The following is a 23,336-nucleotide window of genomic DNA, read 5'->3' as shown; positions in this document are numbered from 1 at the left end:
CGCCCAGGGCTGCGCGCGGTTGCGTGACGAGGCAGAGTGGGGCCGTGGACGTCAGCATCCGATCGATCGAGACCGTGGTGCCCGCCACCGTCCTCACCCAGCCCTCCGTCCGCGACCTCTTCGCCGCCCAGCCCGGGCTGTCCCGGCTGCGGCAGCGGATGGTGGGCGTGGTCTTCGACGCGGCGGCCATCGAGACCCGGCACACGGTGCTCACCGAGCTGGCCGGCGACGGGACGGCCGGTGCGGGATTCCTGGACCCGGCCACCGGCGCGCTCCGGCCGCTGCCCACGGGCCGGCGCAACGCCGTCTACCGGGAGGCCGCCGGCGAGCTGTTCGTGGCCGCGGCCAAGCAGGCCCTGGCCGCCGCCCCGGGGCTGCTGCCCGCCGACGTCACGCACGTCGTCACCGTCTCCTGCACCGGCTTCTACGCCCCCGGCCCCGACATCGAGGTGGTCCGCGCGCTGGGCCTCGACCCGGGCGTGCAGCGCTACCACCTCGGCTTCATGGGCTGCTACGGCGCCTTCCCGGCCCTGCGGGCGGCCGCGGACTTCTGCCGCGCCGACCCCGCGGCGGTCGTGCTGGTCGTCGCCGTCGAGCTCTGCACCCTGCACCTGCGCAACCCGGAGGACGCGGACACCGTCCTCAGCTGCTCCCTGTTCGCCGACGGCGGGGCGGCGGCGGTGGTGACGGCGCGGCCCGCCCCGGCCGGCACCCCGCTGCTGGACCTCGACGCCTTCGGCTCGGCCCTGGTGGTGGAGGGCGAGCACGACATGGCCTGGACCATCGGCGACGAGGGCTTCGAGATGGTGCTCAGCGGCCAGGTGCCCCGGCTGGTCGGCGCCCACGTCCGTGACGCCCTCACCCCGCTGCTGGGGCCGGGCGGCGACGGCTACCCCGGCGTCGACCGGTGGGCGGTGCACCCCGGCGGGCGGAGCATCCTCGACCGGGTCGAGGCGGCGCTGGAGCTGGCGCCGGAGCAGCTCGCCCCCTCCCGGGAGGTGCTGCGCCGCTACGGCAACATGTCCAGCGCCACCGTGCTGTTCGTGCTGCGGGCGCTGCTCCAGGAGGCCCCGGCCGGGGCCGGCCGGGTCTGCGCGCTGGCCTTCGGGCCCGGGCTGAGCGTGGAGAGCGCGCTGCTGACCCGGCGGGACGCCGCATGAGCGCCCCCGGGCCGCCGGGTGCGGGGCCGACGGTGAGCGTGGACCTGCGCCGGCGCGACACCGCCGTGCTGGAGCTGATGGACGACCCAGCCTGCGACGAGCAGGCGCTGCGCCGCACCTACGCCCGCTTCCGGACCGTCAACCGGCTGGTCGCCGGTTGGCGGCGCACCTACCGCGCCCTGCTGCGCCCCCGGCTCTCCACGACCCGCACCACGACGCTGCTGGACGTCGGGTTCGGCGGCGGGGACCTCGCGCGGGCGCTGGCGGGCTGGGCGCGCGCCGACGGTCTCCGGCTCCTCGTCGACGCCGTGGACCCCGACCCGCGCGCGCTGGCCTTCGTCCGCGACCAGCCGCCGACCGCCGGGGTCCGCTACCGCGCCGCGGACACGACGGGGCTCGTGGCGGAGGGGGAGCAGTTCGACCTCGTCACCTCCAACCACCTGCTGCACCACCTGGGTCCGGACGTGCTGGCGAGGGTGCTCGACGAGAGCCGCCGGCTGGGGCGGGAGCTGGTCGTGCACAGCGACCTGCGGCGCAGCCGGGCGGCCTACCTGGGCTGGTCCGTCGCCGCCCGGCCGGCGGCCCGCGACTCGTTCCTGCACACCGACGGGCTGCGCTCCATCCGGCGCAGCTACACCCCGGCCGAGCTGGCCGCCGTGGTCCCCGACGGCTGGGTGGTGCAGCCGCAGCTGCCGTTCCGGCTGCTGCTCACCTGGGGCGCGGGTGGCTGAGCTGGCGCGCCCGCTGCTGCGCGCCGCCGGGGCGAGCTACCTGGCGAGCTGCGCGCTGGGCACCGGCGTCGCGACCGGCGTGCTGCGCACCGGCCGGGCCCGCTGGGTGCACCACGCCCTCTACGTCGCCACGTCGACCCTGACGGTGGCCGCCCTCGCCGCCACCGGCCGGGAGCGGGTCCGGGCCGGCTGGTGGTTGCTGCCCGTCGTCGTCCCGCTGGCGGTCGTGCCCTACGCGGGCACCCGCTCCTGGCGGCACGTCGCCGTCGCGGCGTCGGCCGCACCCTTCTACGCGGCCGCACTGGCCGCAGACCGTGAGTGAGCATGGAGTTCCTCGACGTCGTCCGCCGACGCAAGACCACGAACGGGCCGTTCCTGCCCGACCCGGTCCGCCCCGAGCACCAGCAGCTGCTCATGGAGGTGGCCGGCCGGGCGCCGTCGCAGCTGAACAGCCAGCCGTGGCGGTTCGTGATCACCGAGGACCGCGCCGTCGTCGCGCAGGTCGCGTCGATCAGCGGCGAGAGCATGACCGAGGCCATGTCGAACGGCACCTTCTTCGAGCGCTACAAGCGCTACTTCCGCTTCTCGGCCGAGGAGATGGAGTCCCGGCGCGACGGGATGCTGTTCGACAAGCTGCCGGCGCCGCTGCGGCCCTTCACCAAGCAGGTCTTCACCGCGCGCGGGCAGCGGCTGATGAACACCCTGCGGGTGCCGCAGACGCTGGGGGAGGAGAACCGCAAGCTGGTCGCCGGCTCGCCGCTGCTGCTGGGGGTGATGCTCGACCGCGCCGAGTACCGCCCGGGCGAGCTGTCCTCCTTCTACTCGGTGTTCAGCATGGGCGCGGCCCTGGAGAACGTCTGGCTGACCACGGTCGAGCTGGGCATGGGCATCCAGTTCATCTCCTTCCCGATGGAGGTGCCGGGCCAGTGGGCGCGGATCGAGAAGATCTTCGGCGTCCCCGACGAGCTGGAGCTGATGGCGGTCTACCGGCTCGGCTACCTGCCTGCCGAGCAGCGCCGGCCCGCCATCGACTGGTCCAGCCACCAGCGCAAGCTCATCTCCCAGTACGTCTTCCGCGACTCCTGCGCGACCCCCCAGCAGGGCTGGGACGACGTGGGCCGGCCACCCCGCTGAGCCCGGTCGACGGGCGACCGCTCCCGGAGCCTGTCGAAGGGCCGCTAGTCGTCGCCGGCGCGCAGCCGGCGGCGCGCGGACAGCAGCTCCATCTCGGGACGGGCGGCGACGCTGCGCTCGACGGCGTCGAGGACGTCGACGAGGTGGCCCTGCTCGCCCGCCACCGCCACGACGCCGACGACCGCCCGACGGTGCAGCTCGACGTGGTCGACCTCGGCGACGGCCACCTCGAAGCGCCGTCGCAGCTCCGAGAGCAGCGGCCGGACCAGCGACCGCTTCTCCTTGAGCGAGTGCACGTCCCCGAGCAGCAGGTCCAGCTCCAGCGATCCCACCCACATGGCCACGCGCCGATCGTACGAGGCCTACGGTGCCTCCATGGCGCGCTACGCGGTCGACGCGGTGACCCTCCTGCACGTCGTCACCGCCGGGGTGGAGGTGCACGCGGCGCACCAGCTGGTCGCCCCGAACGCGGTGCGCTCCCAGGCCCTGGCCCTGCTGCTGACCGCGGTCCGGAGGGGCGAGCTCGACGAGGAGTCGGCCCTGCGGCGCCACGACCGGGTCACCGAGCTGAAGCTGCGGCTGCTCGGGGACCGGGTCTCGCGGCGGACCGCCTGGCGGATCGCCCGCGAGCAGGGCTGGGACACCCTCGTCGAGGCCGAGCACCTCGCCGTCGCCCGGCTGCAGGCGGACGCGCTGGTCACCGTCGACCCCGCGCTGCGCCGCCGGGCCGAGGGCATCGTGCCGCTGGCCCCGGTCGAAGCCCTGTCCCGCCCGCAGCTGTGAGGAGTCCGGCACGCCCTCACGCGGTGACGGTGTGGTGAGTTCGGGGTCGTCATCCACCCCGAACTCACCACACGATGCGAGGGACGGGCCCCGGCCCCGGCTGGCAGACTCCGGCAGATGGAGCTCCCCGCCGACGGGCACGTGCACAGCGAGTGGTCCTGGGACGCCCTGCAGGGCTCGATGGAGGGCACCTGCCGGCGGGCGGTGGAGCTGGGGCTGCCGGCGGTCACCTTCACCGAGCACGTCGACCTCACCCCGTTCCGGGCCGGCTCCCTGACGGAGTCCTTCGCCCCGCTGGTGGCCGACGGGGTGCTGACCGCGCCCCGGCTGGACGTCGCCGGCTACCTCGCCTCGGTCGAGCGCTGCCGGGACCGGTTCCCGGACCTGCGGGTCCGCACCGGGATGGAGGTCGGCCAGCCCCACCGGCACGCCGCCGAGCTCGCCGGGCTGCTGGCCGAGGGGGCCGTCGACCGCGTCCTCGGCTCGTTGCACTGCCTGCCCGACGGCGACGTCTCCGCCGAGCCGTTCACCCTGATGGTGGACCGCCTCGCCGGTGACGTGTTCCGGGAGTACCTGGCCGAGATCCCACGGATGGTGGCCGGTTCGGAGGCCTTCGAGGTGCTCGCGCACCTCGACTACCCGGTCCGCTCCTGGCCGCAGGACGGCCCGCCCTTCGACCCCCGCGACTTCGAGGACGAGCTCCGGCAGGCCCTCCGCGCGGTCGCCGCGGGCGGTCGGGCCCTGGAGATCAACACCACGCTGCCGCTCCACGACACCGTCCTCGGCTGGTGGGTCGACGAGGGCGGGGAGCGGGTGACCTTCGGCAGCGACGCGCACGAGCCCGAGAAGGTGGGGTCCGGGCTCGCCGCGGCGGCCGCGCGGGCGCGGGCGCACGGCTTCCGGCCCGACACCCGCCCCGAGGCGCCCTGGTTCCGGACCTGACGCCAGGTCTCCCCGGTGCGGCATTGGTATGAGTCCGGACCATTGACGGCCCGGACGGCCGCCGCCAGACTGAGCGCGTCGTCGCCGCCCCCTTCGAACGGAGCCCGCATGAGCGTCGAGAGCAACCCTCAGCACGCCGACCTGGACGACGACGCCCGGCACCTCGCGGAGCTGGGCTACACCCAGGAGCTGCACCGCGGCATGTCCGCGTTCTCGAACTTCGCCGTCTCGTTCTCCATCATCTCGATCCTGGCCGGCTGCATCACCTCCTACGGCATCGCGCTGCGCTCCGGCGGGCCGTCGACGCTGGTGCTGGGCTGGTTGATCGTCGGCGTGCTCGTGCTGGCCGTCGCGGGCGCCATGGCCGAGGTCTGCTCGCGCTACCCGACCGCCGGCGGCCTCTACTTCTGGGCGGGCCGACTGGCCAAGAAGAACAAGCGCGAGTGGGCCTGGTTCACCGGCTGGTTCAACTTCCTCGGGGAGGTCGCGGTGACCGCGGCCATCGACTTCGGCTGCGCCACCACCTGGATGGCGTTCATGAACCTGGTCTGGGGCGTCGAGGCGACACCGGTCCGGACCTTCGCCCTGTTCGTGGCCATCATCGTCGTGCACGGCCTGCTCAACACCTTCGGCGTCAACCTGGTCAGCCTGCTGTCCAACGTGTCGGCCTGGTGGCACGTGGGCGGCGTGCTGGTGATCGTCGCGGCGCTCTGGGTCCTGCCCGAGAACCACCAGTCGGTGTCCTGGACGCTGACCGGCTTCCACAACGAGACCGGCTGGACGTTCCTGCCCTACGTCTTCCTGATGGGCCTGCTGATGGCCCAGTACACCTACACCGGCTACGACGCCTCGGCCCACGTGGCGGAGGAGACCAAGAACGCCTCGGTGGCCGCACCCCGGGGCATCGTGACCAGCGTGCTGGTGTCGGTGATCGGCGGGTTCATCCTGCTCTACTCGATCACCGCGTCGATCACGGACCGCAGCGAGGAGGGTCTGGCCAAGCTGTCGGAGTCCGCGACCGGCCTGCCGCCCGCGCAGATCTTCCTCGACTCGCTGGACAACCCGACGGTCGCGAAGTTCCTGCTGTTCATCGTCTGCGTCGCCCAGTTCTTCTGCGGGATGGCCTCGGTGACGGCGAACTCCCGGATGTCCTACGCGTTCTCCCGCGACCACGCCCTGCCCGGCTCGCGGATCTGGTCCAAGGTCAACCCCCGCACGGGGACCCCGACCAACTCGATCTGGCTCTGCGTCGCGCTGTCGGTCATCCTGGCCTCCCCGGCCCTGGTCAGCACGACGGCCTACTTCGCCGTCACCTCGATCGCGGTGATCGGCCTCTACATCGCCTACGTGGTCCCCGTGCTGCTGCGCCGGCTCAACCGCGACTTCACCCCCGGCCCCTGGAACCTCGGCCGCTTCAGCGGGCTCGTCGGCTGGGTCGCCGTGGTCTGGGTGGTGGTCATCTGCATCCTCTTCGTGCTGCCGCCGGTGGCGCCGGTCGACGTCAGCACCTTCAACTACGCGCCGGTGGCCGTGCTGGTGGTGCTGGCCTTCGCGACGATCTCGTGGTTCGTCGGCGGCCGGCACACCTTCATGCTCGACGCCAAGGACACGCCGACCAGCCCCGAGGCCGAGAAGGTGCTGGACAGCTGAAGCGTGAGCGCGGAGCAGGGGGCCGGGGCCGGCCTGGCGGCCGTCGTCGTCGGTGCCGTCCGGAGCCGGCACGCGTTCGAGGACTGCGTCGAGCGGCTGGCGACGGCGATCCGGCTGGGCGTCTACCCGCACGGGACGGCGCTGCCGCCGGAGCGGGAGCTGGCCGTCGCCCTGGGCGTCTCCCGGGCCACCCTGCGGGAGGCGATCGCCGGGCTGCGGGCCGCCGGGATGGTCACGACCACCCGCGGCCGCGGCGGCGGGACCGTCGTGCTGCACGAGCCGGCGACGCCGGGGGCGGGGGGCCGCGCCCGGCTCCGGGGCCGCCGCGACGAGCTGCTGGACGACCTGGTCTTCCGCCGGGTGGTGGAGCCGGGGGCGGTGCAGGTGGCGGCCGGCCGGACGCTGAGCGGATCGGAGCGGGCGCTGGTCGTCGGCTCGCTGGCCGAGGTGGCCCGGGCGAGCGACCCGGCCGAGCACCGGCAGGCGGACTCCCGGCTGCACCTGGCCCTGGCCACGGTGGCCGGCTCGCCGCGGCTGGTCGAGGCGGTCACCGCGGTGCAGGCCGGGCTGCACGACATGCTCGTCGCGATCCCGGTGCTCCGGGTCAACATCGAGCACTCGAGCGCCCAGCACGCGGCCATCGTGGCGGCGGTGCTCGAGGGTGACGGCGTGCGGGCGCGGCGGGAGATGGAACGGCACTGCGACGACACGGCCGCGCTGCTGCGCGGACTGCTGGACTGACCGGCGACGCGGGACGAGGACGAGGGCGGGGACATGGAGAAGGGGACGGCGGACATGAGCCAGCTGAGGAACGACCGGCACCTGAGCGTGCACGACCTCCGGCGACGCATCGCGGAGGGCGACCTGGACACGGTGCTGGTGGCGTTCACCGACATGCAGGGCCGGCTGCAGGGCAAGCGGATGCACGCCGCCTACTTCGTCGACCACGTGCTCGGCGCCGGCACCGAGGGCTGCAACTACCTGCTCAGCGTGGACATCGACATGAACACCGTCGACGGCTACGCCATGGCCAGCTGGGAGTCCGGCTACGGCGACATGGAGTTCGCCCTCGACCTCGACACGATCCGGCTGCTGCCGCACCTGCCCGGGACGGCGATGGTGCAGTGCGACCTGGTGACCCTCGACCACGGACCGGTGCCGCAGTCCCCGCGGACCATCCTGACCACCCAGCTGGCCCGGGCCGCCGAGCTCGGCTACGTCGCGCTGGCCGGGACCGAGCTCGAGTTCATCGCGTTCAAGACGCCGTACGAGGAGGCCTGGAGCTCCGGCTACCGCGACCTCGTCCCGCTCAACCAGTACAACGTCGACTACTCGGTGCTGGGCACCTCCCGGGCCGAGCCGCTGCTGCGGGCCATCCGCAACCACATGTACACGGCCGGGATGGACGTCGAGTCCGCCAAGGGGGAGTGCAACCTCGGCCAGCACGAGATCGGCTTCCTCTACGCCGACGCCCTCACCACCGCCGACAACCACGCGGTCTACAAGACGGCCGCCAAGGAGATCGCCGCCCAGCAGGGGATGTCGCTGACCTTCATGGCCAAGTACGACCAGCGGGAGGGCAACTCCTGCCACATCCACCTGTCGCTGCGCGGTGCGGACGGCGAGACGGTGTTCTGGGAGGACGGCGCGCGGAGCGAGCTGTACGACCACTTCCTCGCCGGCCTGCTGGCCACCATGGCCGACTTCACCCTGCTGTACGCGCCGAACGTCAACTCCTACAAACGGTTCGCCGCCGGCTCCTTCGCCCCGACGACGATCGCCTGGGGCCAGGACAACCGGACCTGCGCCCTGCGCGTGGTGGGCGCGGGGAAGGGCGCCCGGGTGGAGAACCGGGTGCCCGGCGGTGACGTCAACCCCTACCTGGCGCTGGCCGCCATGATCGCCGGCGGCCTGCACGGCATCGAGCACCGGCTGGAGCTGCCGCCGGAGCTGACCGGCAACGCCTACACGTCGGGTCTTCCGACGGTGCCGCGTACGCTGCTCCAGGCCCGGGACGCCTTCGCCGGCTCCGCGGTCGCCCGCCAGGTCTTCGGCGACGAGGTCGTCGACCACTACACGAACATGGCCGACGTCGAGCTCGCCGCCTTCGACGCCGCCGTCACCGACTGGGAGCTGCGCCGCGGCTTCGAGAGGATGTGAACCCGATCGTCGAGACGAGTGCCGCCCCACGCGCGGCAGCGAGCAGCTTCACGCTGGTCGACCCCGCCACCGAGCAGCGCATCACCGAGGTCGCGATGGCCGACCTGGCCCGGACCGACGCGGTGATCGAGGCCGCGGCGGCCGCCGCTCCCGCCTGGGCCGCCGTCGCGCCGGGGGAGCGGGCCCGGCTGCTGCGCCGCTTCGCGGCCGTCGTCGACGACCACGTCGAGGAGCTCGCCCGCCTGGAGGTCCGCAACGCCGGCCACACCATCGGGAACGCGCGGTGGGAGGCCGCCAACGTCCGCGACGTCCTCAACTACTACTCCGCCACCCCGGAGCGGCTGTTCGGCCGGCAGATCCCGGTACCCGGCGGCATCGACCTCACGTTCCACGAGCCGCTCGGCGTCGTGGGCATCATCGTGCCCTGGAACTTCCCGATGCCCATCGCCGCCTGGGGGTTCGCGCCCGCGCTGGCCGCGGGCAACACCGTCGTGCTCAAGCCGGCGGAGTACACGCCGCTGACCGCGCTCCGGCTCGCGGAGCTGGGCCTCGAGGCGGGGCTGCCCGAGGGCGTCCTCACCGTCCTGCCGGGGGCGGGTCCGGTGGTGGGTCAGCGCTTCGTCAGCCACCCGCTGGTCCGCAAGGTCTGCTTCACCGGCTCCACCGCCGTCGGCAAGCAGGTGCTGGCGGGGTGCGCCGAGCAGGTCAAGCGCTGCACGCTGGAGCTCGGCGGCAAGAGCGCCAACATCGTCTTCGCCGACGCCGACCTCGCCCAGGCCGCCGCCGCGGCCCCGGGTGCGGTGTTCGACAACGCCGGCCAGGACTGCTGCGCGCGGTCCCGCATCCTGGTCCAGGCCTCGGTGCACGCGGAGTTCCTCGACCGGCTGCAGAGCGCCGTCGAGGCCTTCGTCGTCACCGACCCGTCCGACGAGGCGGCCGAGATGGGCCCGCTGGTCTCGGCCCGGCAGCGGGACCGCGTGCAGGGCTACCTCGACGAGGTGGACGTCGCCTTCGCCGGCTCCGCGCCGTCGGGGCCCGGCTTCTGGGTGCCGCCGTCGGTGGTGCTGGCCACCGGCCCCGGGCAGCGGATCTGGCGCGAGGAGGTGTTCGGCCCCGTCGTCGCCGTGCTGCCGTTCGCCGACGAGGCGGAGGCCGTCGCACTGGCCAACGACTCCGAGTACGGGCTCTCCGGCTCGATCTACACCGCCGACCTCGGCCGGGCCCTGCGGGTGTCCCGGGCCGTCCAGGCCGGCAACCTCAGCGTCAACTCCCACTCCTCGGTCCGCTACTGGACGCCGTTCGGCGGCTTCAAGCAGTCCGGCCTCGGCCGCGAGCTGGGGCCCGACGCCCCGCACGGCTTCACCGAGGAGAAGAACGTCTTCCTCAGCGACGGATGACGACGACCATGATCACGCGGGCCCGACCATGATCACCGATCATGGTCGGCCGCGCACCCCCACGACGCACGACGAAGGAGCACGAGCATGACCGGACGGGTCCAGGACCGGGTGGCGGTGGTGACGGGCGGTTGCTCGGGCATCGGCCTGGCCAGCGTGCAGCGCTTGGCTGCCGAGGGAGCCCGGGTGGTGATCGGCGACCTCGACGACCGCCGCGGGCCCGACGTCGCGGCGTCCGTCGACGGCCTCTACCTGCGCACCGACGTGACGAGCGCGGAGGACGTCGACGCCCTGTTCGCCGCCGCCGCGGACACCTACGGCTCGGTGGACATCGCCTTCAACAACGCCGGCATCTCCCCGCCCGAGGACGCCTCGATCCTCGACACAGACCTCGACGCGTGGCGCCGGGTCCAGGAGGTCAACCTCACGAGCGTCTACCTGTGCTGCAAGGCGGCCCTGCCGCACATGCTGGCCCAGGGGCGCGGCTCGATCATCAACACGGCGTCCTTCGTCGCCGTGATGGGGGCGGCCACCTCGCAGATCTCCTACTCCGCCTCCAAGGGCGGCGTGCTGTCGATGAGCCGCGAGCTGGGCGTGCAGTTCGCCCGGCAGGGCGTCCGGGTGAACGCGCTGTGCCCGGGACCGGTGAACACGCCGCTGCTGCAGGAGCTGTTCGCCTCGGACCCCGAGCGGGCGGCCCGCCGCCTGGTGCACGTGCCGCTGGGTCGGTTCGCCGAGCCGGTCGAGATCGCCAACGCCGTGCTGTTCCTGGCCTCCGACGAGTCCAGCTTCATGACCGCCAACACCTTCCTGGTGGACGGCGGGATCAGCGGCGCCTACGTGACGCCGCTGTGAGCACCACCGCCCAGGCCGGGCTCCCGCCGGTGATCGGGCTGAGCTCCTACCGGGTCCAGGCCGACTGGGGCGTCTGGCACGCCCAGGCCGACCTGCTCAACTCCCTCTACGCCCGCTCCGTCGAGGCCGCGGGCGCCGTCGCGGTGCTGCTCCCGCAGCACGGGGACCGCGCGGCGGGGGTGGTCGAGCGGCTGGACGGGCTGATCATCAGCGGCGGCTCGGACGTCGACCCGGCCCGCTACGGCGCGGACCGGCACCCGCAGACGCAGGCCGCGCGGCCGGAGCGGGACGCCTGGGAGCTGGCCCTGCTGGACCGCGCGGCCGCGCTCGGCACGCCGGTCCTCGGCATCTGCCGGGGGCTGCAGGTGATGGCCGTGCACGCGGGCGGGACGTTGGAGCAGCACCTGCCGGACGTCGTCGGGCACGACCAGCACTCGCCGGGCGGCGACGCCTACGGCTGGGTCCCGGTGGTGACGGCCGCGCGGTCGACGGTCCGCGCCCTGGTGGGGGCCGAGCTGCAGGTCAACTGCCACCACCACCAGTCCGTCGTGGCGCACCCGGGCCTGGTGGCCACGGCGCACGCCGCCGACGGCACCGTCGAGGCGCTGGAGGACCCGGAGCGGCCCTTCTGGTTGGGCGTCCAGTGGCACCCCGAGCACGGCGACGACCACGGCCTGTTCCGCGGCCTGGCCCAGGCCGCTCTCCGTCACCGCGAGGGCTGACCCTGCGCCCGAGCTCGTCGGAGGCCCGCCGACGCTGAGCCGGCGGCCCCTCCTCACGCCACCGGTGTGCCGCCCCGGAGCCGCAGGTGCGGGTCGTCGACGCCGAAGGTGCGCACGGGGCCCGGTCCGCTGGTGCGGGTCTCGAAGCGGACCGTGACGCGGCCCAGGCCGGAGCCCCAGACCCAGCCCGGCCCGTGCTCGTCGTGCTCGACGTCGGCGCCCGGGGTCCAGCCCGACCGTCGTGGCGGCTCGGGGTGCTCGACCGGAGCGGCTCCGGCGAGCCCGGCCGGGTCGGCGGCGGCGCCGGCGGCCGCGACCTCGGCCTCGGCGAACAGGTCCTCCTGCAGCACGTCGGTCAGCCCGGCGACGCCGACCCCCAGCAGCCGGACGCCGTCGGTCACGTCCACGCCCGCCAGCAGCGACTGCGCCACCGACGCGATCACGTCGGCGCGGTCGGTGGCGCTGAGCACGGTGCGGGAGCGGGTGATCGTCGAGAAGTCGTGCCGGCGCAGCTTGAGGGTGACCGTGCGGGCGAACAGGCCGGCGGCCGTCAGCCGGCGGGCGACCTGGCGGGCGTCGCGCTGCAGGATCGCGGTGAGCTCGGCGACGTCGGTGAGGTCGCGCTCGAAGGTGTCCTCGGTGGAGATGGACTTGGCCTCCCGCTCGGCCTCCACCGGGCGGTCGTCGCGGGCGTGCGCCAGCGCGACCAGGGCGGTGGCGGCGTTGCGGCCCAGCACCTGCGCCAGCTCGTCGACGTCGACGGCCTGCAGGTCGCCCACCCGGTGCAGCCCGACCCGTTGGAGCTTGTCCACCGTCACGGGCCCGACGCCGGGGATGACGCCGACGGCCATCGGCGCGAGCAGGGCGACCTCGGTGCCCGGCTCGACGATCCAGCTGCCGTCGGGCTTGGCCAGCTCGCTCGCGATCTTGGCCATGAACTTCGAGGTGCCCACCCCCACCGAGGCGGTGAGCCCGTCGGTGGCCTCGCTGATCGAGGCCCGCAGCGCGTCCACCAGCCGCTGCAGGGTGGCGGTGTCGTAGTCGGGCACCGACTCGGCGGTCCGCAGGTCGACGAAGGCCTCGTCCAGGCTCAGCGGCTCGACCAGCGGGGACAGCGCGCGCAGCCGGTCCATCACCCGGCCGCTCGCCTCCCGGTAGGCGTCGAAGCGGCCGCCGAGGAAGGCCGCGTGCGGGCAGCGGCGGCGAGCCTCCCCACCGGGCATCGCCGACCTCACCCCGAACACCCGGGCCTCGTAGGAGGCGGTGGCGACCACGCCGCGCGCCCCCACCCCGCCGACGACCACCGGCTTGCCCCGCAGCGAGGGCTTGTCGCGCTGCTCGACCGAGGCGAAGAACGCGTCGAGGTCGAGGTGCAGCACGGAGGCCTCGGGTCGCACGGGGCCATTCTGCCGTCCCCGGGGCGCCTGGCCCGCCGATCCCCGGTGGCGACGTCGCGCCGCGGCCGGGGAGGATGGGCGCGACATGGACCAGACCGCGCACCTCCTCGCCGCCTACGACGACCAGCTGCGCACCGACGCGGAGACGACGGGGGCGCTGGCTGTGCGGGTCCTCGGCCCGCTGCACCTGGCCACCTTCGCCGGCGGCCGCGGCTTCGTGACCTACCGCGACCTGGGCGGCGCGGGCCCCACGACGATCGGCGCGCTGGTCGCGGAGGCGCTCGACCACCTCGTCCGGGACCCCGCCGTCACCCGGGTGGAGTGGAAGACCCGCGGTCATGACCAGGCGCCGGGACTGCACGACGCCCTGCTCGAGCACGGGTTCCGGCCGGAGGAGCCGGAGTCGATCATGGTGGGCGCGGCCGAGCTGCTCGCCGTCGACGTGACCCTGCCGGTGGGCGCCACGCTGCGCCGGGTCAGCACCGAGGCCGACGTCCGCGCGGCCAGCGCGGTGCAGGACCTGGCGTTCGGGGACCCGGTCTCCGACGAGCGGGCCGGGGACCTGCTGCGCCGGCTGGACCTCGACGACGAGCTGGAGCTCTGGGTGGCGGAGGTGGAGGGCCGGGTCGTGAGCGCCGGCCGGCTGGAGCCGGTGCCGGGCTCGGAGTTCGCCGGGCTGTGGGGCGGGGCGACGCTCGCCGGCTGGCGTGGGCGGGGCCTCTACCGGGCGCTCACCGCCGCCCGGGCCCGGTCCGCGCTCCGGCGGGGGCAGACCCTGCTGCACAGCGACTCGACCGCGTCCTCGCGGCCGATCCTGGAGCGGGCCGGTCTGGTCCGGGTGTCGACGACGACGCCCTACCAGTGGCGCCGCTGACCCGGACCGCCGGACCGGCCCCCTCAGCCGCCCTCGGGCCGGCGGGCCGCGAGCCGGTCGTGCCGCTGCTGGGCGGCCTGCGCGCTGCCCAGCCCGAGGCCCTCGGCGATCTGCACCCAGGTGAGCCCCCGCCCGCGAGCCATCACCAGCAGGCCGAGCTCGGTCTCGTCCAGCTCGGCCCGGACCTGGGGCAGCAGGGTCAGGGCGGCCAGCAGGTCCTCGCCGTCCACCCGCGTCTCGCCCTCGAGGTGGCCGACGGTGCCGGCGGCCAGCAGCTCGACCAGGCGGACCGCCTCCTGGGGCAGCAGGGTCGCCGAACCGGCCTGCCGGGCGCGGGCGCCGTCGGTGGCGGCGTGCCGTTCGGCCAGCCGGAAGAGGGCGGCCGGGGCGCGTCGGCGGCGGCGGTCCTCGGCGGTCGGGGCGGTCCGGGGGTCGGTCATGCCGACAGCCTCGCGTTTCAACACATCGTTGTCAACGAATTATTGAGGCTCGCGAGCTCGGGCCGCCGGGCGGGCCGACCAGTGCGCTGCTGGTACGCGGTCCGGCCGGCCGTCCACTGCTACCGTGGCGTCCTCGGGGACCGACACTGGCGCCACGCGCCTGAAGGAGCCCCGGTGACCCCTCGATCCACCTCCCGTCTGGCCGCGCTGGCCCTGGTCACCTCCCTGGTCGGAGGCACCCTGGCGGGCTGCGGCACCCCGCCGTGGGACGAGGGCGAGGAGCAGGCCGCCCCGGCGCCGTCCGCGTCGGCCACCCCCACCGCCAGCCCGAGCCCCAGCCCCACGCGGTCGCTCGCCAACGACCTGGCCAAGGGCTCGGCCAAGCGGACGCTGAACGCCGGAGGGGTGGAGGTGGCGGTCAACTACTACTCCGACGTCCCCCTGGACCAGTGGAGCCCCGAGGCCACCAAGCCGCTGAAGGTCTCCCTCACCGCCTCGTTCCCCGACGGCAGCGAGCAGGACATCTACCTGCGCTCGGTCCAGGCGCGCGTCGACGTCGCCGGGGCGGACGGCCCGTTGCCGGCCGCGGAGTCGATCACCGACCAGGCCGACGTCGACCCCGGGTACCTGGTGACCGAGCCCAGCTCCTACAGCGACGTGCTGACCCTCCCGGCGGTGGACGCGGCCGCGCGCTCGGTGACGCTCAACCTGACCTACGAGCTGCTCGCCCAGAGCGCCCCGAAGTCGAAGCGCTACCTCAAGCAGACGGCCAGCGACACGCTGCGGATCGCGCTCGCGCACGATTAGGACGGGCCGGAGCAAATCCTGAGGTCCATGGTCGATACTTCAACTCATGCGCACGGCCGGGCGGGCGCTGCCGACCTCGTCGGCGTCGCCCGGCCCGTTCACCGCCGGGGTGCGCTGAGGCGGTGCGGCCTAGGGGTTGGTGGGGGCGATGAGTCGGGGCGCTCCCACCAGCCCCTTCCTGTTCCCGGCGCGGCCGGAGCCCGCGGCCCGGCTCAGCCGCGCCGACCGCCGACGGCGGTGAGGACGGCGTTCGCGTCCCGACCCTTCATCCGGGCCATCGACCGCGCGGTGCTGCCGTACTCGATGGTGATGGCCGCACCCGCGTGGTGGGCGTTGAACCAGCCGGTCATCGTCCCGTGGCACGAGCCGTGGCAGTCGAGCCGGCGGGTCTTGATGCCCAGGCCCTTCGAGAGCCGGTTCATCAGCCGCCGGTCCTTCACCCCGTAGCTGTCCACCCCGATCAGCGGCTGGTGCCAGGAGACGACGTAGCGCGGGTCCACCCGGTCCAGGAAGCGCATGGTGACCTTGGTCTCCTGGGCCGAGACGGCCTTCGGCCCGGAGTTCGCGCGCTCGATCCAGCGGTGCGGGAAGTTGCGGTTGAGGTCGACGCCGCCCCGCAGCCAGCGCCGGTCCCGCACCAGCCCGTCGGGGTTCAGCACCGGGACCACCCACAGGTCGACGCCCTTGATCTTCCTGCCCTCCAGCAGCCCGCGGGCGACGTACTGGCCGAAGTTCTCCTCACCGTGCATCGTGGCCAGCACCACGACGACGGGCTTCCCGGGCTGGCCGGCCCGGTACGCGCGGATCGCGCGGCCCTCGGCGGACGTGCCGATCGTCTCGCGGTGGTACCAGGTGCGGGGACCGGTCGCGGCGTCGACGGCGCGGTCGAGGGCCCGGTCCGTCGCCGCGGTCACGGTGCCGCTCGCGCTCAGCCCGGCCTTGCGCTGCAGCGCGCGGACGGCCGCGCGGGTCGAGTCGCCGAAGAAGCCGGTGTTCAGCTCGGCCTTCAGCAGGCCGGCGGCGATGAGCCGGTTCTGCAGCGCCCGGACGGCGCTGCTCCGCTGGCCGTAGCGGGGGGCCGCGGAGGCGGCGGCGACCGCGCTGACCGGTGCCGGGGCGGCCGGGGCCGGTGCAGCGGGAGCGGCGCCCGCCGGACCGGTCGGCAGGCTCACGGCCAGGCCCAGCAGCAGGGCGGTCACGGCCGTGCGGGCACGGCGGACGGGGGCGGGACGGTGCATGGTTTCCTCTCGGCAGGCGCCCCCCGGGCGACGGTGTGCTGGCAGTATCGCCGAACCACGCCCGCTCCGCTGCCCGCGCTGCACGCCAGCGTGCCGCAGGGCCGGCCACGGACCCCGCCGGGACGGCGAGGCGGGGGTGGGGGCCGCAGGTCGGTAGGTTGACCCCGCGGCGCCGGGGTAACTCCCCGGGGGGCGGCGCTGCCCGCGACGCATCGAACGACCACGAGTGCAGAGGTTTTGAGACATGGATATCTGGCCTGGAAGGCCCTACCCGCTGGGTGCGACCTACGACGGCAGCGGCGTGAACTTCGCGATCTTCTCCGAGGCCGCCGACAAGGTCGAGCTCTGCCTGATCGACGAGTCCGGCGCCGAGACGCGCCACGAGCTGGTGGAGGTCGACGGCTACGTCTGGCACGCCTACGTGCCGAACGTGCAGCCGGGCATCCGCTACGGCTACCGCGTGCACGGCCCCTACGACCCCGCCCACGGTCACCGGAGCAACCCGGCGAAGCTGCTGCTCGACCCCTACGCCAAGGCGATCGACGGGCAGATCGACGGCGACGAGTCGCTGTTCAGCTACCGCTTCGACGACCCGGACGCGTTCAACGCCGACGACTCGCTCGGCCACACGATGCTCTCGGTGGTCACGAACCCGTTCTTCGACTGGGGCCACGACCGGCCGCCGCGCCACGAGTACCACGAGAGCGTCATCTACGAGATGCACGTCAAGGGTCTGAGCATGACCCACCCCGACGTGCCCGACGACGTCCGCGGCACCTACGCGGGCATCGGGCACCCGGCGATCATCGAGCACCTGACGTCCCTGGGCGTCACCGCGGTGGAGCTGCTCCCCGTGCACCAGTTCGTCAACGACTCCCACCTGGTGGACCAGGGCCTGTCGAACTACTGGGGCTACAACACGATCGGCTTCCTCGCCCCGCACAACGGCTACGTCAGCTCGCCGGCGACGGGCGCGCAGACCACCGAGTTCAAGGCGATGGTCAAGGCGCTGCACGCGGCCAACATCGAGGTCATCCTCGACGTGGTCTACAACCACACCGCGGAGGGCAACGAGAAGGGCCCGACGATCGCGTTCCGCGGGATCGACAACGTCAACTACTACCGGCTGGTGGACGAGGACAAGAGCCACTACTACGACACCACCGGCACCGGCAACAGCCTGCTGATGCGCAGCCCGCACGTGCTGCAGCTGATCATGGACTCGCTGCGCTACTGGGTCACCGAGATGCACGTCGACGGCTTCCGCTTCGACCTCGCCGCCACGCTGGCCCGGCAGTTCCACGAGGTCGACAAGCTGAGCGCCTTCTTCGACATCATCCAGCAGGACCCGGTGATCTCCCAGGTCAAGCTGATCGCGGAGCCCTGGGACCTGGGCGACGGCGGCTACCAGGTGGGCAACTTCCCGCCGCTGTGGACCGAGTGGAACGGCAAGTACCGCGACACCGTCCGCGACTTCTGGCGCGGGGAGCCGGCCGCCCTGGCCGAGTTCGCGTCCCGGATCACGGGGTCCAGCGACCTGTACAACCACTCCGACCGCCGCCCGACCGCGTCGATCAACTTCGTCGTGGCGCACGACGGCTTCACGCTGCGCGACCTCGTGTCCTACAACGAGAAGCACAACGACGCCAACGGCGAGGGCGGCAACGACGGCGAGAGCCACAACCGCTCCTGGAACTGCGGGGTCGAGGGCGAGACCGACGACCCGGCGATCCAGGCTCTGCGGCTGCGGCAGCAGCGGAACTTCATCACCACGATGATGGTCAGCCAGGGCGTGCCGATGCTCGCGCACGGCGACGAGCTGGGCCGTACCCAGGGCGGCAACAACAACGTGTACGCGCAGGACAACGAGCTCTCCTGGGTCGACTGGGACCTCGACGGCGACCAGAAGGGCCTGCTCGACTTCACCTCGGCCGCCATCGCGCTGCGGAAGGCCCACCCGGTGCTGCGGCGCCGGCGCTTCTTCGGCGGCGACGCCGCCCGTGGCGGGCAGAGCGAGCTGGGCGACATCGAGTGGCTGCGCAACGACGGCAACGCCATGGACGACGGCGACTGGAACTCCGGCTACGCCCAGAGCCTCATGGTGTTCCTCAACGGGGACGCCATCCCGGAGTCCGACGCCATGGGCCGCCGGGTGGTGGACGACCACTTCCTGCTGATGTTCAACGCCTCGGGCGAGGACATCTCGTTCACCGTGCCGCCGGAGCCCTTCGGCAACCACTGGGTGGTCCAGCTCGACACCGGCGACGGCCTCGTCGGACCGATCGTCGACGCGCCGTGGGACGCGGGCACCGAGCACGTCGTCGCGCCGCACTCGATGGTGGTGCTGTCCACCGAGGTGGTGCCTGAGTCCGAGCGCCAGGCGGCCGCCGACCGCGCGACGGCGGCGTCCTCCAGCGTCGCCAAGCGGTCGGAGAACCCGCCGCACGCCATCAAGCCGACCCCGGCCCAGCCCTAGGGGAGGCGCCCGGGCCCGACGACCGCGGTCGGACCGGGGCACCGACGAGCAGACCAGCAGGGCCCGGGCGCTCCGCCCGGGCCCTGCTGGGTCTGACGGCGTCGGGCTCGGACGGCCTCGGGGTCAGAAGGCGTCGCCGGTCCGCCAGGCCATCTCCTGCAGCGTCCAGGTGTTGCCGTCGGGATCGCCGAAGTAGGCGTACCGCACGCCACCGCCGACGTCGACGACCTCGTCGACCGCGACGCCCCGGGCCACCAGCTCCGCGCGCACCCGCTCGATGTCGGCCACCACCAGGTGGAGGGCCTTGACCGTGCCCGGGGGCATCTCCGTGATCGGGCCCAGGCCGGTCCCCACCACGATCGAGCAGGCCGAGCCGGGCGGGGTGAGCTGCACGACCCGCATGCCCGGCGCGGGCTGGACGTCGACGTCGAGGGCGAACCCCAGCTGCTCGGTGTAGAAGGCCTTGGACCGGTCGACGTCGGCGACCGGGACGGGGACGAGCTCCAGCTTCATGTCCATGCGGGCGACCCTAGAGCCCCTCCCCGGTGCGCGGGCGCGCCAGCCCTCAGCCCACGTGCACGTGCGGGCGCCGGCTCCGGTCCCGCTCGGCCTGCCGCAGCACCTCACGGGTGACGGGGGCGATCTCGCCGTTGCCCAGCAGCAGGAACCGCGCGAGGTTGACCAGCGGGTTGCCCTCGGTCCACTCGAAGTAGACGTGCGGGGAGCGGCCCGTCTGGTCCCGGATCTCCAGCAGCAGCGCGGCCAGCGCGTTCGGGACCGTCGAGCTGGTGGCGGTGAGCACCCGGTAGCGGCCGTGCCGGACCTCCCCGTGCACCTCGAGGGTGCTCTCGAAGTCCGACGCGTCGGCCACGGTGATCTCGACGAAGACCACGTCGTCCGCGCTGCCCAGGTCGTTGTCGCGGCTGACCTGGCGCAGCTTCTCGCTGTACTCGGCCCGGTCGCGCCGGTCCGGCTCGTGGGGCACCAGCCGGATGGTGCGGCGGGCGCAGTCGCGGACGAAGCGCTGCGCCGGGGCGTCCAGCACCACCGCGTCCACCCGCAGCTCGAAGGAGCGGCTGAGCCGGGAGACCAGCGAGACGGCGACGATCGCCGCGATGAACACGGCGGCGATCCGGACGCCGTCGGGGCGCTCGACGACGTTGGCGGCCGTCGTGTAGAGGAACACGAGGGCGATCACGGCGAAGGCGACGGTCCGCTTCCGCTGCCGGGCCCGGCGGGCGGCCAGGGTGACGGCGATGGCCGCGGAGGTGATCAGCACCAGCACGCCGGTGGCGTAGGCACCGCCCTGGGCGTCCACGTCGGCGTCGAAGATGACGGTGATGGCGAAGGCGGCGGCGGTGAGGATCAGCACCAGCGGCCGGACCGCGCGGGCCCAGTGCGGGGCCATCCCGTAGCGCGGCAGGTAGCGGGGGATGAGGTTGAGCAGCCCGGCCATGGCCGACGCACCGGCGAACCAGAGGATGGCGATCGTGGAGGCGTCGTAGACGCTGCCCACCACCCCGCCGAGGTAGTCGTGCGCGAGGTAGGCGAGCGCACGGCCGTTGGCCCCGCCGCCCGGCTGGAACTCGGCCGCCGGGATCAGCAGGGTGGTCACGAAGCTGCTGGAGACCAGGAACACGCTCATGGTCAGCGCGGCCGCGGTGAGCAGCCGCTTCGCACCGGCGACCCGGCCGCGCGGGTGCTCCTCGTCGTCGCCCGGGGCGCCCTGGATGTGCGGCATGACGGCGACCCCGGTCTCGAAGCCCGAGAGGCCGAGCGCGAGCTTGGGGAAGACGAGCAGCGCGACGGCGACCACCACCAGCGGGCTGGCGTGCGACGTCGTGAGGGCGGTCTGCCAGTCGGTGACCAGGGACGGCTGGGTGACGACGTGGTAGAGGCCGACGCCGATCACCACCACGTTGAGCGCCAGGTAGACCGCGACGAGGCCGACGGCGATGCCGATCGCCTCCTTGAACCCCTTGAGGAAGACGCCGCCCAGCAGGGCCAGCAGCACCAGCGTCACGGGCACCTCGTGCCCCTCGAGCAGGGCGGAGAGGTGCGGGTTCTCGACGAGGTGGGCCGAGGCGTCGGCCGCCGACAGCGTCATGGTGATGAGGAAGTCCGTCGCCGCGAAGCCCAGCAGCACGAGGACGAACAGCTTGCCGCCCCAGAACGACAGCAGCCGCTCCAGCATGGCGATCGAGCCCTCGCCGTGCGGGCTCTCCTCGGCCACCCGGCGGTAGACCGGCAGCGCGCCCAGCAGGGTCAGGGCGACGAGCACCAGCGTGGCCAGCGGTGACACCGCGCCGGCGGCCAGCGCGGCGATGCCGGGCTGGTAGCCGAGGGTGGAGAAGTAGTCGACACCGGTGAGGCACATGACCCGCCACCAGGAGTGCTTCCGCTCGGTGTCGGCCGGGTGCGCGTGCGGGCCGGGGTGGCCGCGGTGGCGGTCGGCGAGACCCTCCAGCAGCCAGGCGCGGACGGGTCCGCGGGGGGTGGGGGGCGTGGCGGCGGTGGTGGTCCGCGCGGCCGGTGGGGCCGTGGTCGTCATGGTTCTCCTGCGTCGGTGGTGCCTGCTCTCCGACGCTAGGCCGGGCGGCCCGCGCAGCACGGGTCGTCGGCGTCAAGATCGCGTCAAGGTTCCAGGCCGGCGTAGAAGGCCAGGTGTGCGCGGGCCGCGGCCGCCCAGGTGTGGCCCCGGGCGAAGGCCTGCCCACCGGGCAGCGGGCCCGCGTCGAGGGCCTCGCGGAGCGCGGCCGCGATCGTGCCGGGGTCGGAGCCGTAGCGGACGTGCGGCCCGAACACCTCGGTCAGCACGGGCAGCTCGCGGACGACCACGGGCACCCCGGCGGCCAGTCCCTCCATCGCCGCCAGCCCGAACCCCTCCTGGGTGGAGACGAAGCCCAGCGCACCGCAGCCGGCGACCAGGGACGGCAGGGCGTCGTGGTCGACGGGGCCGAGGACCTGGGGCCGGACCCCGAGGGCCTCGGCGCGCTCGTCGAAGGCGGCCCGGTAGCCGCGGTAGTCGAACAGGGTCTCCCCGCCGGCCACCACCAGCTGCAGGTCCGGCTCGTCCCTCCGCAGCAGGGCGACGGCCTCCAGCAGGTCGAGGCTGCCCTTGCGCGGCTCGATGCCCCCGACGGCCAGCACGTAGCGCCCGCCGACCTGCTCCCGCCAGCGCCGTCGGCCGGCGGCGTCGTGGGCGGCGGCGGCGAACCGCTCCGCCTCGACGCCGTTCCCGATCACGGTCGGCCGCAGGCCCCAGCCCTGCTCGACCTCCCGCGCCACCGCGGCGGAGACGCAGACGTGCGCGAAGGGCCGGACGACGGCGCGCTCGTGGCAGGCGGCCAGCTCGGGGGTGGTGAAGTGGTCGAGGTGGTGGATGGTGCGGACGCAGCGGTCGACGGCGTTGGCGCTGATGCAGTCCTGGGCGTGCACGACGTCGTAGCGCCCGCCGGCGGCCCGGTGCTCGTCGAACGCGGCGCGCAGGGTGGCGATGGAGCGGACGATGCGCGCCCCGACCTCCTCGTCCTCGAGGGCCGGGAGGTCGACCACCCGCAGCCGGACGGCCGGGTCGACCGGCCGGAAGAAGGCGGCGTCGCCGCCGCGGCCGAGGGTCCACACGGTGACGTCGACGCCCAGGGCGGCGAGGGCCTCGGCCAGGGCCAGGGTGTGCACGACGCCGCCGCGGGGCCGGGTCGAGTAGGTGAGCAGCGCGACCCTCACGCGGGCACCGGGCCGTCCAGCCGGTAGGCGGAGGGCCGGCGCTCGTCCAGGTGGGAGAGCACGCGCCGGGCCCGGTCCACCTCCGCGTCGACGTCGACGTCGGCGCGGGCCAGCGCGCCCTTCGACCAGGTCCGGGCCAGCACGTCGCCGCCGGGCCCGACGACCTTGGCCTGGCCGAGGAAGCGGAGGTCGCCGAGCACCCCGGTCTGGTTGGCGGAGGCGAGCACCACCTGGTTCTCCGCCGCGCGGGCCGCGTCGTACAGGTCGAAAAGCCGGGACTGCCGGTCCTCGGTGATCCGGGCGGCACGGTCGGTGACGCTGGCCGGCCAGGCGGAGAGGGCGGCCACGACGCGGGCGCCGTCGAGGGCGAGCGTCCGCGTGGACTCGGGGAACGTCTTGTCGTAGTCGACGAGCAGGCCCAGCCGGCCGACCGGGGTGTCGAAGGCGGCGAAGCCGTCGCCGGCCGCGTAGGCGAAGTGCTCGCCGGCGGGCTGGTGGACCTTGCGGTGGTGACCGAGGACGCCGTCGCCGCTCAGGCAGACGGCGGCGTTGTAGCGCAGCCCGTCGGCCAGCTCGCAGAAGCCGACGCAGACGGTGAGCGGGCCGGCCAGCCGGCGCAGCGTCGCCAGCTCCGGCCCGTCCAGGGTCAGCGTCGGCGGCAGGTCGTCGAGGCCGGGGTGGCGCAGGTCGGGGATGTAGCCGCCCACGGTCGCGCCGGGCAGGACGAGCAGGTCCAGCCCGTCGCGCCGGGCGGACGCGATGATGCCGGCCAGCTTGGCCAGGGTGCGGTCGACGTCGCGGCCGAAGTGGCCGGCGACCGCGCCGATGCGGGTGAGCGCCACGC

General features: G+C 74.0%; 23 protein-coding genes. 15 read left to right on the top strand and 8 right to left on the bottom strand.

Annotated features, from left to right (window positions below; translation table 11 throughout):
• Positions 1 to 44 precede the first annotated feature (44 nt).
• Genes BLT72_RS15735 through BLT72_RS15720 form a run of 4 tightly spaced genes read left to right on the top strand, consistent with a single transcriptional unit; the run spans position 45 to position 3,025 of the window.
• A complete protein-coding gene (locus BLT72_RS15735) occupies positions 45 to 1,160 on the top strand; it encodes a type III polyketide synthase (protein WP_091413989.1) in 1,116 nt (371 codons plus the stop codon).
• The gene (locus BLT72_RS15730) at positions 1,157 to 1,891 is read left to right on the top strand and encodes a methyltransferase domain-containing protein (protein WP_091413988.1); all 735 of its coding nucleotides are present in this window, start codon (positions 1,157 to 1,159) and stop codon (positions 1,889 to 1,891) included. The genes BLT72_RS15735 and BLT72_RS15730 overlap by 4 nt, the downstream gene beginning before the upstream one ends.
• Positions 1,884 to 2,213: a hypothetical protein gene (locus BLT72_RS15725; protein WP_197677062.1), complete on the top strand. Its 330-nt coding sequence runs from the start codon at positions 1,884 to 1,886 to the stop codon at positions 2,211 to 2,213. The genes BLT72_RS15730 and BLT72_RS15725 overlap by 8 nt, the downstream gene beginning before the upstream one ends.
• Positions 2,214 to 2,215: 2 nt before the next feature.
• On the top strand, positions 2,216 to 3,025 hold the full coding sequence (locus BLT72_RS15720; RefSeq protein WP_091413987.1) for a nitroreductase family protein: 810 nt from the start codon (positions 2,216 to 2,218) through the stop codon (positions 3,023 to 3,025).
• Positions 3,026 to 3,069: 44 nt separating this feature from the next.
• Here the strand turns inward: BLT72_RS15720 and BLT72_RS15715 are convergent, their stop codons facing one another.
• Positions 3,070 to 3,363, bottom strand: coding sequence for a DUF503 domain-containing protein (locus BLT72_RS15715; RefSeq protein WP_091417629.1), 294 nt, complete (start codon positions 3,361 to 3,363; stop codon positions 3,070 to 3,072).
• Between the two features lie 37 nt (positions 3,364 to 3,400).
• Between BLT72_RS15715 and BLT72_RS15710 the strand changes: the two genes are divergently transcribed.
• The 8 genes from BLT72_RS15710 to BLT72_RS15675 all read left to right on the top strand — a co-directional run bounded on the left by BLT72_RS15710 (position 3,401) and on the right by BLT72_RS15675 (position 11,534).
• The gene (locus BLT72_RS15710) at positions 3,401 to 3,808 is read left to right on the top strand and encodes a PIN domain-containing protein (protein WP_091417625.1); all 408 of its coding nucleotides are present in this window, start codon (positions 3,401 to 3,403) and stop codon (positions 3,806 to 3,808) included.
• A gap of 117 nt (positions 3,809 to 3,925) precedes the next feature.
• Positions 3,926 to 4,750 (top strand): PHP domain-containing protein, encoded by an 825-nt coding sequence (locus tag BLT72_RS15705; protein WP_091413986.1) that lies wholly within the window; start codon positions 3,926 to 3,928, stop codon positions 4,748 to 4,750.
• A 108-nt stretch (positions 4,751 to 4,858) separates the two neighbouring features.
• Entirely contained in the window at positions 4,859 to 6,400 is a 1,542-nt protein-coding gene (locus tag BLT72_RS15700) for an amino acid permease (RefSeq protein WP_091413985.1), read from the top strand.
• A gap of 3 nt (positions 6,401 to 6,403) precedes the next feature.
• Entirely contained in the window at positions 6,404 to 7,141 is a 738-nt protein-coding gene (locus tag BLT72_RS15695; RefSeq protein WP_091413984.1) for a FadR/GntR family transcriptional regulator, read from the top strand.
• 54 nt (positions 7,142 to 7,195) lie between these two features.
• Positions 7,196 to 8,560 carry a glutamine synthetase family protein gene (locus BLT72_RS15690; protein ID WP_091417622.1) on the top strand — a complete coding sequence of 455 codons (1,365 nt, stop codon included), beginning with the start codon at positions 7,196 to 7,198 and terminating at the stop codon, positions 8,558 to 8,560.
• Complete coding sequence (locus tag BLT72_RS15685; protein ID WP_231930087.1) at positions 8,557 to 9,957, top strand: aldehyde dehydrogenase family protein; 1,401 nt, start codon at positions 8,557 to 8,559, stop codon at positions 9,955 to 9,957. Before BLT72_RS15690 ends, BLT72_RS15685 begins: the two co-directional genes overlap by 4 nt.
• 87 nt (positions 9,958 to 10,044) lie before the next feature.
• Positions 10,045 to 10,812 carry a 3-oxoacyl-ACP reductase gene (locus BLT72_RS15680; protein WP_091413983.1) on the top strand — a complete coding sequence of 256 codons (768 nt, stop codon included), beginning with the start codon at positions 10,045 to 10,047 and terminating at the stop codon, positions 10,810 to 10,812.
• On the top strand, positions 10,809 to 11,534 hold the full coding sequence (locus BLT72_RS15675; RefSeq protein WP_091413982.1) for a gamma-glutamyl-gamma-aminobutyrate hydrolase family protein: 726 nt from the start codon (positions 10,809 to 10,811) through the stop codon (positions 11,532 to 11,534). The genes BLT72_RS15680 and BLT72_RS15675 overlap by 4 nt, the downstream gene beginning before the upstream one ends.
• A 53-nt stretch (positions 11,535 to 11,587) precedes the next feature.
• Here the strand turns inward: BLT72_RS15675 and BLT72_RS15670 are convergent, their stop codons facing one another.
• Positions 11,588 to 12,931, bottom strand: coding sequence for a DNA polymerase IV (locus BLT72_RS15670; protein ID WP_091413981.1), 1,344 nt, complete (start codon positions 12,929 to 12,931; stop codon positions 11,588 to 11,590).
• 85 nt (positions 12,932 to 13,016) lie between these two features.
• Here BLT72_RS15670 and BLT72_RS15665 point away from each other — a divergent pair, with 85 nt between their 5' ends.
• Positions 13,017 to 13,805 carry a GNAT family N-acetyltransferase gene (locus tag BLT72_RS15665; RefSeq protein ID WP_091413980.1) on the top strand — a complete coding sequence of 263 codons (789 nt, stop codon included), beginning with the start codon at positions 13,017 to 13,019 and terminating at the stop codon, positions 13,803 to 13,805.
• A gap of 23 nt (positions 13,806 to 13,828) precedes the next feature.
• Here the strand turns inward: BLT72_RS15665 and BLT72_RS15660 are convergent, their stop codons facing one another.
• Positions 13,829 to 14,245, bottom strand: coding sequence for a DNA-binding protein (locus BLT72_RS15660; protein WP_091413979.1), 417 nt, complete (start codon positions 14,243 to 14,245; stop codon positions 13,829 to 13,831).
• 174 nt (positions 14,246 to 14,419) lie between these two features.
• Here BLT72_RS15660 and BLT72_RS15655 point away from each other — a divergent pair, with 174 nt between their 5' ends.
• Positions 14,420 to 15,052 carry a hypothetical protein gene (locus tag BLT72_RS15655; protein WP_091413978.1) on the top strand — a complete coding sequence of 211 codons (633 nt, stop codon included), beginning with the start codon at positions 14,420 to 14,422 and terminating at the stop codon, positions 15,050 to 15,052.
• Between the two features lie 212 nt (positions 15,053 to 15,264).
• On the opposite strand, the gene BLT72_RS15650 is transcribed toward BLT72_RS15655, so the two are convergent.
• Positions 15,265 to 16,290 (bottom strand): M14 family zinc carboxypeptidase, encoded by a 1,026-nt coding sequence (locus BLT72_RS15650; protein WP_091413977.1) that lies wholly within the window; start codon positions 16,288 to 16,290, stop codon positions 15,265 to 15,267.
• A 244-nt stretch (positions 16,291 to 16,534) separates the two neighbouring features.
• On the opposite strand from BLT72_RS15650, the gene glgX reads away from it, so the two are divergent.
• The gene (glgX, locus tag BLT72_RS15645; RefSeq protein ID WP_091413976.1) at positions 16,535 to 18,766 is read left to right on the top strand and encodes a glycogen debranching protein GlgX; all 2,232 of its coding nucleotides are present in this window, start codon (positions 16,535 to 16,537) and stop codon (positions 18,764 to 18,766) included.
• Positions 18,767 to 18,889: 123 nt separating this feature from the next.
• On the opposite strand, the gene BLT72_RS15640 is transcribed toward glgX, so the two are convergent.
• The 4 genes from BLT72_RS15640 to BLT72_RS15625 all read right to left on the bottom strand — a co-directional run bounded on the left by BLT72_RS15640 (position 18,890) and on the right by BLT72_RS15625 (position 23,334).
• Positions 18,890 to 19,285: a VOC family protein gene (locus BLT72_RS15640; protein ID WP_091413975.1), complete on the bottom strand. Its 396-nt coding sequence runs from the start codon at positions 19,283 to 19,285 to the stop codon at positions 18,890 to 18,892.
• 46 nt (positions 19,286 to 19,331) lie between these two features.
• The gene (locus BLT72_RS15635) at positions 19,332 to 21,317 is read right to left on the bottom strand and encodes an APC family permease (RefSeq protein WP_091413974.1); all 1,986 of its coding nucleotides are present in this window, start codon (positions 21,315 to 21,317) and stop codon (positions 19,332 to 19,334) included.
• A gap of 83 nt (positions 21,318 to 21,400) precedes the next feature.
• Complete coding sequence (locus BLT72_RS15630; protein WP_091413973.1) at positions 21,401 to 22,492, bottom strand: MSMEG_0565 family glycosyltransferase; 1,092 nt, start codon at positions 22,490 to 22,492, stop codon at positions 21,401 to 21,403.
• Complete coding sequence (locus BLT72_RS15625; protein WP_091413972.1) at positions 22,489 to 23,334, bottom strand: carbon-nitrogen hydrolase family protein; 846 nt, start codon at positions 23,332 to 23,334, stop codon at positions 22,489 to 22,491. Before BLT72_RS15625 ends, BLT72_RS15630 begins: the two co-directional genes overlap by 4 nt.
• Between the last annotated feature and the right edge of the window lie 2 nt (positions 23,335 to 23,336).

Origin of the sequence: Friedmanniella luteola (assembly GCF_900105065.1) — a bacterium.
GTDB classification, from domain to species: Bacteria; Actinomycetota; Actinomycetes; order Propionibacteriales; family Propionibacteriaceae; genus Microlunatus; species Microlunatus luteolus.
This window is presented reverse-complemented; position numbering and strand designations above follow the sequence as displayed.

Coding starts and splice junctions, on each gene's coding strand:
- BLT72_RS15730 (WP_091413988.1), top strand. CDS start 1,157: ATGAGCGCCCCCGGGCCGCCGGGTGCGGGGCCGACGGTGAGCGTGGAC.
- BLT72_RS15720 (WP_091413987.1), top strand. CDS start 2,216: ATGGAGTTCCTCGACGTCGTCCGCCGACGCAAGACCACGAACGGGCCG.
- BLT72_RS15715 (WP_091417629.1), bottom strand. CDS start 3,363: ATGTGGGTGGGATCGCTGGAGCTGGACCTGCTGCTCGGGGACGTGCAC.
- BLT72_RS15710 (WP_091417625.1), top strand. CDS start 3,401: ATGGCGCGCTACGCGGTCGACGCGGTGACCCTCCTGCACGTCGTCACC.
- BLT72_RS15705 (WP_091413986.1), top strand. CDS start 3,926: ATGGAGCTCCCCGCCGACGGGCACGTGCACAGCGAGTGGTCCTGGGAC.
- BLT72_RS15700 (WP_091413985.1), top strand. CDS start 4,859: ATGAGCGTCGAGAGCAACCCTCAGCACGCCGACCTGGACGACGACGCC.
- BLT72_RS15690 (WP_091417622.1), top strand. CDS start 7,196: ATGAGCCAGCTGAGGAACGACCGGCACCTGAGCGTGCACGACCTCCGG.
- BLT72_RS15680 (WP_091413983.1), top strand. CDS start 10,045: ATGACCGGACGGGTCCAGGACCGGGTGGCGGTGGTGACGGGCGGTTGC.
- BLT72_RS15665 (WP_091413980.1), top strand. CDS start 13,017: ATGGACCAGACCGCGCACCTCCTCGCCGCCTACGACGACCAGCTGCGC.
- BLT72_RS15660 (WP_091413979.1), bottom strand. CDS start 14,245: ATGACCGACCCCCGGACCGCCCCGACCGCCGAGGACCGCCGCCGCCGA.
- BLT72_RS15650 (WP_091413977.1), bottom strand. CDS start 16,290: ATGCACCGTCCCGCCCCCGTCCGCCGTGCCCGCACGGCCGTGACCGCC.
- glgX (WP_091413976.1), top strand. CDS start 16,535: ATGGATATCTGGCCTGGAAGGCCCTACCCGCTGGGTGCGACCTACGAC.
- BLT72_RS15640 (WP_091413975.1), bottom strand. CDS start 19,285: ATGGACATGAAGCTGGAGCTCGTCCCCGTCCCGGTCGCCGACGTCGAC.
- BLT72_RS15635 (WP_091413974.1), bottom strand. CDS start 21,317: ATGACGACCACGGCCCCACCGGCCGCGCGGACCACCACCGCCGCCACG.